Here is a 12,426-nt window from a genome sequence, read left to right on the forward strand (position 1 = left end):
AAAAATTATCCAATCATTAACGAAAAGAGTGTGTTGTCTGTGTTAAGATATTGATAGTCGAAATGATGATTTTCTAATCTAAAAATTAAACCATCTAAATCTTCTTTTTTGTCTAATTCAATGCCAACTACTGCTGGACCTGTTTCTTTGTTATTTTTTTGCGTGTATTGGAAATAGGTGATGTCATCATTTTCACCCAAAACTTCGTTCACTAATTCTTTTAAAGCGCCAGCACGTTGAGGAAAATTGATAATGAAATAATGTTTCAAACCTTCATATTGCAAACTTCTTTCTTTTATTTCTTCCATTCGCGTAATGTCGTTGTTGCTTCCACTAAGCACGCAAACCACATTTTTTCCTTTGATTTCTTCCTTGAAAAAATCTAAAGCCGAAACACTCAAAGCGCCTGCTGGTTCTACAACAATTGCGTCTTCATTGTACAAACGCAAAATGCTCGAACAAACTTTTCCTTCTGGAACAGCACAAGTTGTTTCTAAACCTTCTGCACAGATTTTGTAGGTTTTTTCACCTGCTTTTTTTACAGCTGCGCCATCTACAAAAGGGTCAATCTTCGCTAATGCAACAGATTGTTTTTGTTTGATAGCTTCTGCCATACTTGCTGCGCCACTCGGTTCTACGCCAATAATTTTGGTGTTTGGACTAAGTGTTTTCATCACAGAAATAACGCCAGATGCTAAACCTCCACCGCCAATTGGCACGAAAATATAATCGATTGGTTGATTGCATTGATTCAAAATTTCTAAAGCAACAGTTCCTTGTCCTGCGATTACTTTTTCGTCATCAAAAGGATGAATAAATGTAATATTTCCTTCTTGGGATAATTGATGTGCAAAAGCCGATGCATCATCAAATGTATCACCATGTAAAATGATTTCGATTTGATCTTTCCCAAACCATTTTACTTGTTTTATTTTTTGTTGAGGTGTCGTCGTTGGCATCACAATTTTACCTTTGATATTTAATTGTTGACACGAATACGCCACACCTTGTGCGTGATTTCCTGCACTTGCGCAGATTACACCATTATTTTTTTCTTGTTCTGATAACTGAACGATTTTATTATAAGCACCACGTAATTTGTATGAACGGACGACTTGTAAATCTTCTCGTTTTAGATAGACATTCGCATCAAATTGACGACTTAAATTTTCATTGAAATCGAAAGGAGTGTTTTTGGCAACTCCTTTCAAATTCATTTGTGCTAAGTTTACTTCGTCAAGCGAAACGCCTAAGGTCTCAGTTTTCTCACTTCTAAGTCCCTTTGTCATAATTCACTATTTTCTTAGTTATTTTAATATTTGATTATGCCGTTTTTATGGTTTTCATAGCAGTCATTGCTTTACGAAGTTTTTTTCCCACAGTTTCGACAGGATGATTACGTAAAACATCATTTATGTGTACCAATGTCGCATTGTCAACAGCATTGTCTTTTCCTTCGTTGTAATTTTTTCCGACAACGTCTACGTTTACTTTTGTCATAAAATCTTTTAACAAAGGTTTACAAGCCTGATCGAAAAGATAACAACCATATTCTGCTGTATCAGAAATTACACGATTCATTTCGAATAATTTTTTACGAGCAATTGTATTTGCAATCAATGGTGTTTCGTGTAATGATTCGTAGTAAGCAGATTCAGGTTTAATACCTGCTTCCACCATAGTTTCGAAAGCTAATTCAACTCCAGCACGAACAAAAGCAACCATTAAAGTGTAATGATCAAAATATTCTTGTTCAGTAATATTTGCATCTCCAGCGGGTGTTTTTTCAAAAGCAGTTTCTTCAGTTTCAGCTCTCCATTTTAATAAGTTTTTATCATCATTCGCCCAATCTTCCATCATTGTTTTACTAAACTCACCAGAAATAATGTCGTCTTGATGTTTTTGGAATAATGGACGCATAATATCTTTTAATTCCTCTGATAGTTCAAAAGCTTTAATTTTAGCAGGATTACTTAATCTATCCATCATACCGCTAACTCCACCATGTTTTAAGGCTTCTGTAATTACTTCCACACCATATTGAACTAATTTTGAAGCATAACCAGCATCAATTCCGTTTTCAATCATTTTTTCGAAAGAAAGAATAGAACCTGTTTGTAAAAGACCACATAAAATGGTTTGCTCTCCCATCAAATCTGATTTTACTTCCGCAACAAATGATGATCTTAAAACTCCCGCTCTGTGACCACCAGTTCCTGCACAATATGCTTTTGCTTGATCAAAACCTTTTCCTTCGGGATCATTTTCTGGGTGAACGGCAATTAATGTAGGAACTCCGAATCCTCTTAAATATTCTGCACGAACTTCCGAACCTGGACATTTTGGTGCAACCATTATTACTGTAATATCTTTACGAATTTGCACACCTTCTTCTACGATATTGAATCCATGAGAATATAAAAGTGTAGCACCTTGTTTAATAAGTGGTTGAACAGTATTGATAACTTGCGTATGTTGTTTATCCGGCGTTAAATTCGCAACAACATCAGCATTTGGGATTAATTCCTCGAAAGTTCCTACTGTAAAATTATGACTTGTTGCATTTTTCCAAGAATCTCTTTGTTGTTCAATCGCTTCTTTGCGTAACGCGTATGAAACATCTAAACCGCTGTCTCGTAGATTTAATCCTTGGTTTAACCCTTGCGCACCGCAGCCTACAATCACAATTTTTTTGTCTTTTAATGCGTCTGTACCTTTTGCGAATTCTGAGTTATTTAGAAATTCTGCTTGTCCTAGTTGATATAATTGACCTCTTAATGATAGTGAATTAAAGTAATTAGTCATTTTTGATTTTTTAATAAAATTATTTGTTGAATTATTCGTCTTTACATTGTGAAAACTGAGGTTCCTTCGTTTAGGAATTCATTTTCGATTACTTCTTTTGATGGCTCGTCTTTTTCGAATTGTAATAATTTTTCATGGAAACCAGCACTTGCTTTTATAATGGCTATTCTAGCTCCACGAACAAATTCTATTAAGCCATATTTAGTCAGCTCTTGTGTTAGATTATCAATTTCCTCACGATGACCAGCTGTTTCAAAAACTGTATAATCATTGCGAATCACAACTGTATTCGCGCCATATTGACGTAATAAACGTTCAACGTATGCCTTTTCAGCAATAATGTTAGTGGGTACTTTGTATAAAGCTTGTTCTTGCCAGATTAATTCATCATTATTATTGAAATAAGCTTTAAGAACATCGATTTGTTTTTCAATTTGCATGCAAAGTTTTCGAACGACTTCTTCAGATTCTTCAATTACAATTGTAAATCGGTGTACATTTTCTATTTCTGATGGAGAAGTGCTTAAACTTTCAATATTAATTTTTCGTCGAGTAAAAATTCCTGCAACTCTTCCCAAAATTCCTATGGAATTTTCTGTATATAGCGTAATTGTATATTCTTGTTTTGAGTCCATAATAATTTATTTTAATCTAATTTCAGAAACACTTGTACCTTGTTCTACCATAGGAAATACATTGTTTTCTTTTCCTACCATAACTTCTAAAAGATAAGAACCATCATGCTCTAACATCTCTTTTAAAGCATTTTTCAAGTCGTTTCTTGCTTCTATTTTTTGACCTTCTATTTGGTAGGCTTTTGCAAGTGCTACAAAATCTGGACTTGTAATATCTACGAAAGAATAGCGTTTGTCGTTGAATAATTCTTGCCATTGACGCACCATTCCAAGGAAGCTATTGTTTAGGATTAATATTTTTACTTTAGCTCCAAATTGCATAATCGTTCCCATTTCTTGTAACGTCATTTGGAAACCACCATCTCCACAAACCATGACAATGTCTTTTTCTGGTGCTCCATACCATGCTCCAATTGCTGCAGGTAAACCAAATCCCATTGTTCCTAATCCTCCTGATGTAACCAAAAGCTTAGAATCTTTGAATTTCGCGTAACGACAAGCCGACATCTGATGTTGTCCTACGTCTGTCACAATAACGGCTTCTCCTTTAGTTAATTCATTTAAGGTATTGATAACCTCAGCCATAGATATCACATCAGTTGTTGGATGGAATTCTTTATTAATAACTTCTGTACGTTCTTCTTTTTCGAGATCTCTAAATTCTTTTAACCATTGAGAATGATCATTAGGATGAATCAAATTTGTTAATAACAGAAGTGTTTTTTTACAATCTCCCCAAACAGGGACAGCAACTTTTACATTTTTACCAATCTCTGCTGGGTCAATATCAAGATGAATCACTTTGGCTTGTTTTGCATATTTGTCTAAGCGTCCAGTTACGCGATCATCAAACCTCATTCCTATGGCAATTAATACATCGCAATCATTTGTTTTAACATTAGGTGCATAATTACCATGCATACCTAATAAACCTACATATTGTGGATGATCAGTATCTAAAGAACTTAATCCCATCAAAGTTGTTGCTACAGGAATTCCAGATTTTTCTAAGAAATCGTTTAATTCTTGTTCAGCTTTTCCAAGTAATATTCCTTGACCAATAATCGCAAATGGTTTTTTTGCTTGATTAATAAGTTTAGCAGCAGCTTTTATATATTCAGTTCTTATCTCTGGTTCTGGTCTATAACTGCGAACATGCGTGCATTTCTCATACTTTTTCTTTTCGATAAGTTGTATTTGAGCATTTTTTGTAATGTCAATTAAGACAGGTCCTGGTCTTCCAGAGCGAGCAATATGAAATGCTTTTGCTAGAACATCATTTATTTCTTCTGCATCAGTAATTTGATAATTCCATTTCGTGATAGGATTAGTAATATTGATAACGTCAGTTTCTTGAAAAGCATCCGTTCCTAAAAGAGAAGCGAAAACTTGCCCTGTGATACATACAATAGGATTGCTATCAATCATGGCATCTGCAATTCCAGTGACTAAATTCGTTGCGCCTGGACCACTCGTGGCAAAAGCTACACCTACTTTTCCTGAAGTTCTTGCATAACCTTGCGCAGCGTGAATGCCTCCTTGTTCATGACGAACTAAAATGTGTTCTAATTTATCTTTGTAATCATACAAAGCATCATATATAGGCATAATTGCGCCACCAGGATAGCCAAAGACTGTTGTAACTCCTTCGGACAATAAAGCGTTAATAATCGCTTGTGAACCTGAAATTTGAGTTGGTTTATTGGTCAGTAAGACATCCTTCTGAAGCGTTTCCGACTTGCTTTGCGTATTTGTATAAGACTCCATTTTTTACTTTTAATGCGGGTTGTTTCCAGTTATTTTTTCGATTTTCTAATGTTTTTTCATCAATCAAAAGGTTTAATTCATTTTTGTTGATGTCAATTTCGATGAGATCATTATTCTCGACTAATGCGATTGGACCTCCTTCAAAAGCTTCTGGTGTTATGTGACCGACGACAAATCCGTGCGTTCCGCCACTAAATCGTCCGTCTGTAATCAAAGCGACTTTATCTCCTAATCCAGCTCCAATAATGGCAGATGTTGGTTTCAACATTTCTGGCATTCCAGGACCACCTTTCGGACCTTCGTTTCGGATGACGATAACGCTTCCAGCTTTGATTTGTAAATCTTCGATTGCTTTTAAAACTTCAACTTCGCTATTAAAAACTTGTGCTTTTCCTTTAAAATAAAAACCTTCTTTTCCAGATATTTTAGATACCGATCCGCCAGGAGCAAGGTTTCCGTAAAGCATTTGTAAGTGTCCAGTTTCTTTTATGGGATTAGATAATGGACGAATAATATTTTGTTTAGAGAAATCTAAATCAGGAACCGATGCTAAATTTTCGGCTAATGTTTTTCCAGTAACCGTTAAACAACTTCCATCGATTAAATCTTCTTGTAACATATACTTTAAAACAGCAGGAACTCCACCAACTTTACTCAAATGTTCCATCAAGTATTTTCCACTAGGTTTTAAGTCTGCTATTACTGATGTTTTATCGTTAATTGCTTGTATATCGTCTAATGATAATTTGATATTCATAGTCGCTGCAATTGCTAATAAGTGCAAAACAGCATTTGTGCTTCCGCCTAAAACAACAATTGTTTTGATTGCATTTTCTAAAGAATTCTTCGTGATGATATCACTTGGTTTAATATCTTTTTCTAATAAAATTCTTAGATAATGTGCCGCAGTTGTACATTCGTTTTTCTTTTCTTGACTAAGAGCAGGGTAAGACGAAGAATAAGGTAAACTCATTCCCATTGCTTCAATCGCCGCTGCCATTGTGTTTGCTGTATACATTCCGCCACAAGCACCTGGACCAGGACAAGCATTCTGAATGATTCCACAAAAATCTTTGTCATCAAGATTTCCGTTTAATTTTTTTCCTAATGCTTCGAAAGCAGAAACAATGTTTAATTCCTCTTCTTTGTAATGTCCCGGAGCAATTGTTCCACCATAAATCATGATCGAAGGACGGTTTAAACGTCCCATTGCCATAATCGATCCTGGCATGTTTTTATCACAACCAGGAATAGTAATTACGCCATCGTAAAAGTGTCCTGCACAAACAGTTTCGATAGAATCTGCAATGATTTCTCTACTTACTAAAGAGTAGCGCATTCCTGAAGTTCCGTTGGTAATTCCATCGCTAATTCCGATAGTGTTGAACTTCAATCCGATTAGGTTTTCGGCTTTCATTCCATCTTGTACCAACTGTGCAAATTGATTTAGGTGCATATTGCAAGTATTTCCATCGTACCCCATGCTTGCAATTCCGATTAATGGTTTTTTAAGGTCTTCGTTTGTTAAGCCAATCCCATGTAACATCGCTTGTGACGCGGGTAAAGTGTCATCTTGCGTAACGGTTCGACTATGTTTGTTTAGTGCTTTGTAGTTGTTTTTCATCACTATTTATTTGACATTGTTTGTATTAAAAACATAAAAAAAAGCCACCCTGAATAAAGGTGGCTCATAAAAAATCGTTCAAAAAATTTGTCATAAAACCACCTTTCCTAATCGTAAGACCAAGACTAAAATAATAATGATAATAATGACGAAATTGTTTTGCATAATATTGTTTAATTAATTTTTCTCCATAAAAAAAGCCACCTCGTTAAGAAGTGGCTTTAATTGTTATTTTGTACGTACACAACTAATTACCACTCCCTGGGATAAGAATGACTAAAATAATCAAGTTGATAATGTTGTGAACTAATTTCATTTTCTTTTTTTGATAAGCCAAAGCTAGGATTAATTTTTTTAACTTAGCTCAACTTTTTTTATAAATTTTCCGAAAAATTTTCATTAATTGAAAATTCGCATTTTAACATTGCTTTTTTTAAAGATTGTTTAAAAATAAGTTTATAAAATTTTATATTTGCAAAACTTTGGAACAGAAAACTATTCACAACGTTTTTAGCTTATACGATTCTTCAGATTTCGTACAGAAGCTTATTGTCAATTTTAAAAATAATCCACAGCATAAAGTCAATATCAAAGGTTTTTTAGGTTCAGGATTGAGCATTATAACTGGTCATTTATATGATCGTGTTGCGCGTCCTACGATTCTAATTTTTGATGATAAAGAAGAAGCGGCTTATGTGTTAAATGATTTGGAAACTTTGTTTGATAAAGAACAAATTCTATTTTTTCCGTCTTCTTATAAGCGTCCTTACGAAATTGAGGAAGTAAATAATGCAAATGTTGTTATTAGAACAGAGGTTTTAAATGTATTATCGCATTCGAAACGCCCAAAAATTGTGGTGACATATGCGGAAGCCTTGTCTGAAAAAGTAGTGACAAAAAAAGCGCTTTCTACGAATACACTTAAAGTGAAGGTTGGAAATGATTTAGGAATTGATTTCTTAACGGAGGTTTTATCTTCTTATAATTTTCATCGTGTTGATTTTGTTTCTGAACCGGGAGAATTCTCGATTCGTGGTGGAATTATAGATGTTTTTTCGTTTTCGAATGAGCATCCTTATCGAATTTCGTTGTTTGGTGATGAGGTGGAAACCATCAGAACGTTTGATATCGAGAATCAATTGTCCATTGCAACGACAAAAGAAATTACGATTATTCCAAATCTTGAGAGTAAATCGATTAACGAAAAACGAGAAAGTTTCTTAGAATATATTTCGAAAGATAGTTTAGTTATCGCGAAAAATATTTCTGTTTTAGCGAAACAAATCACCAAGAATTTTGAACAAGCGGAAGTTGCTTTTTCAGAATTGAAAGGAGAAATTAAACAAGCAGAACCGAATCATTTATTTTTGAATGAGAATGCATTTCTTCAACAAATTTCATCTTATGGAGTTATTGAATGTTCCATGAAATCTTATTTTGAAACAGTTGAAGAAATAGAATCACCATTCAAACCTCAACCAAGTTTTAATAAGCAATTCGAGTTATTAATTGATGATTTGAATGAGCATAAAGCCGAAGGTTTCAAAAATGCACTGATTTGTTCCAATGAAAATCAAATCAAACGTTTCGAAGAAATTTTTGATGATATCGGAAAAGAAGTTTCATATATTCCCGTTTTGGGATCTATTTATCAAGGTTTTATTGACGAAGAAATCAAATTAACGTGTTATACAGATCACCAGATTTTTGGTCGATATCATAAATTCAATCTTCGAAATTCATTTTCCAAAAAAGAAGCGATTACGCTAAAGGAAATCAATTCGTTGCAAGTTGGAGATTTTGTGACGCATATAGATTATGGGATCGGAAAATTTGCAGGTTTGGTACGATTGAATAATAATGGCGTAACGCAAGAATCAATCAAATTGATTTATCAAAATAATGATATTCTGTATGTTAATATTCATTCGTTGCATAAAATTGCAAAGTTTAGAGGAAAAGATGGCGCTGAGCCAAAAATTTCAAAACTTGGATCTCCAGCTTGGAAAAATTTAAAGAATAAAACCAAAGCTAAAGTAAAAGAAATTGCTTTCGATTTGATTAAATTATATGCGAAACGCCGTGCCAGAAAAGGTTTTGCGTATTCGCCTGATACGTATTTGCAAAATGAGTTGGAAGCATCTTTTATTTATGAAGATACGCCCGATCAGTACAAAGCGACGCAAGATGTAAAAACGGATATGGAATCTGAACGCCCAATGGATCGTTTGGTTTGTGGAGATGTTGGTTTCGGGAAAACAGAGGTTGCGATTCGTGCGGCGATGAAAGCAGCTGTTGATGGAAAACAAGTTGCTGTTTTAGTGCCAACAACGATTTTAGCTTTTCAACATTTCAAGACATTTTCAGAGCGTTTACGAGATTTGCCTGTGAAAGTTGCTTATCTCAATCGATTTGTAACAGGAGCAAAGAAAAAAGCTGTTTTAGATGGTTTAAAATCTGGTCAAGTTGATATTGTGATAGGAACGCATCAATTGGTTAATCCAAAAATTGAATACAAAGATTTGGGATTATTAATTGTGGATGAGGAACACAAATTTGGTGTTGGTGTAAAAGATAAATTGAAAACACTTCGCGAAAATATTGATACATTAACCTTGACTGCGACGCCAATTCCGCGTACACTTCAATTCTCGTTGATGGCTGCGCGTGATTTATCGGTTATCAAAACTCCTCCACCAAATAGACAACCTGTCGATACGCAATTGGTTGGTTTTAATGAAGAGATTTTCCGTGATGCGATTATGTATGAAATGCAACGTGGTGGACAAGTTTATATCATTCACAATCGTGTGCAATCGTTAAAAGATATTGCTGGAATGGTACAACGATTAGTTCCTGATGCGAGTGTGGCGATTGGTCATGGACAAATGGATGGGAAAGAATTAGAAGCCGTTTTACTCGATTTTATTGATGGTCGATATGATGTTTTTGTGTCAACAACTATTATCGAATCTGGTTTAGATGTTCCGAATGCGAATACGATTTTAATTAATGATGCGCAGAATTTCGGTTTGGCAGATTTGCATCAAATGCGTGGACGTGTTGGTCGTAGTAACCGCAAAGCGTTTTGTTATTTGGTTGCGCCACCACTTTCGGTTTTAACGGACGAAGCGCGTAAACGTTTGCAAGCAATTGAGCAGTTTTCTGATTTAGGATCAGGATTCAATATTGCGATGAAAGATTTAGAAATTCGTGGAGCTGGAAATCTTTTAGGTGCTGAACAAACAGGATTTATGATGGATATTGGATTCGAAACGTATCAAAAAATCTTGAATGAAGCGATAGAAGAATTGAAAGAAACGGATTTCAAAGATTTGTTCGAAGATCAAAAATCGGAAGAAGTAAAATCGTATGTGTCGGATGTGCAAATTGATTCGGATTTACAAATTATGTTCCCAGACGAATACATTGAAAGTTCGGAAGAGCGTTTATTGCTGTACAAAGAATTAGCTGATGTCGAAACTGAAACAGATTTACAAACGTTTAAAAATAATTTGATTGACCGCTTTGGAAAATTACCAATTGAAGCCGAAAATTTATTGGAATCAATTCAACTGAAATGGATCAGTAAAAAATTAGGTTTCGAACGTTTGGTGATGAAAAATGGTGTTTTATTGGCTTATTTTATTAATAAACCACAAAGCGAATTTTATCAGTCAGATGAATTTAGATTAATTTTAAATTACGTTCAAAATAACCCTAAAAACATCAGTTTTAAGGAAAAATCACCCAAAAAAGGAGAAGAGTACCCAACATTGTTAGTACGATTTGAACATATTAAAACTGTGAATGAAGCACTACAAGGTCTACAAAATTTATTAATTCATTAACTTTTTTAAGTTTTAATTAGTAATCTAATAAAATACATAGGGAGAATTGACCAAGTTGTTAGTTCTCCTTTTTTTATTCAATTATCAAACTTCCGATATAAATAAATAATATATAATTTATCATATAAAGAACTACAACTTACTGAAAACTAATTCACATAAATAATATGATATTTTATTATTATTTTTATCGATAAAATATTAGTTGGAAAAATAGTAAAGTAGTTATGGAAACAGCATCAAGTTATATTCCTATTCTCATTCTTTTTGTGATTGCTTTTGCGTTTGTAGCGGGTACTATCGTTGCGACGCATTTTCTTGGGCCATCGAGAAAGACAGACGAAAAATTAGAGAATTTCGAGTCTGGGATTGAGAAAGTTGGAAATGCAAGACAGCCATTTGCAATTAAATACTTCTTAGTAGCCATTTTATTCGTGTTATTCGACGTAGAGGTAATCTTCTTTTACCCATATGCAGCGAATTTTAAAGAGTTAGGTTGGGAAGGTTTTGCAGCAGTTGTAACATTCGTTGGATTATTCTTTGTGATGTACTTGTATGTACGCAAAAAAGGAGCTCTTAATTGGGAAAAATAGAGCGATTAAAATTCTAAAATAATAGTATAATGATTCATAATAAAAGACCAGTAACACACAATACCAATGTGAAGATTGTAGAGTCTCCAGGAGGTTTTGAAGGTGAAGGTTTTATGGCGATGCAACTATCAAAAGTAGTTGGATTAGCGCGTAAAAACTCTATTTGGCCTTTACCATTTGCGACAAGTTGTTGCGGAATCGAGTTTATGGCGACTATGGGTTCGACATACGATTTGGCACGTTTTGGATCTGAGCGTTTGGCTTTTACGCCTCGTCAGTGCGATTTGTTGATGGTAATGGGTACAATTTCTAAAAAAATGGCACCAGTTCTGAAGCAAGTTTACATCCAAATGGCAGAACCTCGTTGGGTGATTGCTGTTGGCGCTTGTGCAAGTTCGGGAGGAATTTTTGATACATATTCGGTCTTACAAGGAATTGATGAAGTAATTCCAGTAGACGTATATGTGCCAGGTTGTCCGCCTCGTCCAGAAGCAATTATCGATGGTGTAATGCGTATTCAGGAGTTGGTAGAGAGCGAAAGTGTTCGTCGCAGAAGTAGCGAAGAATATCAACAACTTTTAGCAAGTTATGGAATTAAATAAGTTGAAATAATGGACAATTCATTTATAAAAGACCGTTTGGTTCAGAAGTTTCAAGAAAATATATACGGATACGAAGAGCATTTCGGTGTATTGACTTTATACGCTAACAAAGATTTCAATCTAAAGATTTTACAATATTTATATGATGATGAGCAATTATCTTTCAAATTTTTGAAGGATTTAACTGCTATTCATTATCCTAATAATGTTGGAGAAGAATTGGTTGTAACCTATTTAGTTTATAATCTATATGAAGGAGTTGAGGTTCGATTAAAATTTGCTTTACCAATCGAAAAACCTTCGATTTTTACCGCAACTAAATTATTCGAAACAGCTAACTGGTTAGAGCGCGAGGCGTATGATTTCTATGGAGTTGATTTTGTAGGACATCCAAATTTAATTCGTGTCATGAATGTTCCAGAAATGGATTATCATCCGTTACGCAAAGAGTTCCCATTAGAGGATCAAACACGTAAAGACAAAGACGACGATATGTTTGGTCGTGGTGGAGATTTTAATTACGGAGGTTTTAATGTAAAAGCAAATTAA

The 12,426-nt window shown here is 34.4% G+C and carries 9 protein-coding genes; 4 read left to right on the forward strand and 5 right to left on the reverse strand.

All coding sequences use genetic code 11. The features are described 5' to 3' along the window. Window positions 1–5 precede the first annotated feature (5 nt). The 5 genes from ilvA to ilvD are packed head-to-tail and all read right to left on the reverse strand — an operon-like array spanning window position 6 to window position 6,831. Window positions 6–1,289, reverse strand: coding sequence for a threonine ammonia-lyase IlvA (gene ilvA / locus B3M86_RS02855; protein ID WP_221854717.1), 1,284 nt, complete (start codon window positions 1,287–1,289; stop codon window positions 6–8). A gap of 34 nt (window positions 1,290–1,323) precedes the next feature. After that, complete coding sequence (gene ilvC / locus B3M86_RS02860) at window positions 1,324–2,805, reverse strand: ketol-acid reductoisomerase (RefSeq protein ID WP_286494976.1); 1,482 nt, start codon at window positions 2,803–2,805, stop codon at window positions 1,324–1,326. Window positions 2,806–2,846: 41 nt separating this feature from the next. Next, window positions 2,847–3,440 (reverse strand): acetolactate synthase small subunit, encoded by a 594-nt coding sequence (ilvN, locus tag B3M86_RS02865; protein ID WP_180905464.1) that lies wholly within the window; start codon window positions 3,438–3,440, stop codon window positions 2,847–2,849. Between the two features lie 6 nt (window positions 3,441–3,446). Then, window positions 3,447–5,207: a biosynthetic-type acetolactate synthase large subunit gene (gene ilvB / locus B3M86_RS02870; RefSeq protein ID WP_219034513.1), complete on the reverse strand. Its 1,761-nt coding sequence runs from the start codon at window positions 5,205–5,207 to the stop codon at window positions 3,447–3,449. Then, window positions 5,140–6,831 carry a dihydroxy-acid dehydratase gene (ilvD, locus tag B3M86_RS02875; RefSeq protein ID WP_291075579.1) on the reverse strand — a complete coding sequence of 564 codons (1,692 nt, stop codon included), beginning with the start codon at window positions 6,829–6,831 and terminating at the stop codon, window positions 5,140–5,142. Before ilvD ends, ilvB begins: the two co-directional genes overlap by 68 nt. 482 nt (window positions 6,832–7,313) lie before the next feature. Here ilvD and mfd point away from each other — a divergent pair, with 482 nt between their 5' ends. The 4 genes from mfd to B3M86_RS02895 all read left to right on the forward strand — a co-directional run bounded on the left by mfd (window position 7,314) and on the right by B3M86_RS02895 (window position 12,426). After that, entirely contained in the window at window positions 7,314–10,682 is a 3,369-nt protein-coding gene (gene mfd / locus B3M86_RS02880; RefSeq protein ID WP_291048853.1) for a transcription-repair coupling factor, read from the forward strand. Window positions 10,683–10,909: 227 nt separating this feature from the next. Beyond that, window positions 10,910–11,275, forward strand: a complete 366-nt coding sequence (locus B3M86_RS02885; RefSeq protein WP_115002285.1) for an NADH-quinone oxidoreductase subunit A — start codon at window positions 10,910–10,912, stop codon at window positions 11,273–11,275. A gap of 29 nt (window positions 11,276–11,304) precedes the next feature. Next, window positions 11,305–11,877 carry an NADH-quinone oxidoreductase subunit B gene (locus B3M86_RS02890; protein WP_038333376.1) on the forward strand — a complete coding sequence of 191 codons (573 nt, stop codon included), beginning with the start codon at window positions 11,305–11,307 and terminating at the stop codon, window positions 11,875–11,877. 9 nt (window positions 11,878–11,886) lie between these two features. Continuing rightward, window positions 11,887–12,426 carry an NADH-quinone oxidoreductase subunit C gene (locus B3M86_RS02895; RefSeq protein WP_038333373.1) on the forward strand — a complete coding sequence of 180 codons (540 nt, stop codon included), beginning with the start codon at window positions 11,887–11,889 and terminating at the stop codon, window positions 12,424–12,426.

This window comes from Empedobacter sp. UBA6305 (genome assembly GCF_002440405.1).
Lineage (GTDB): Bacteria > Bacteroidota > Bacteroidia > Flavobacteriales > Weeksellaceae > Empedobacter > Empedobacter falsenii_B.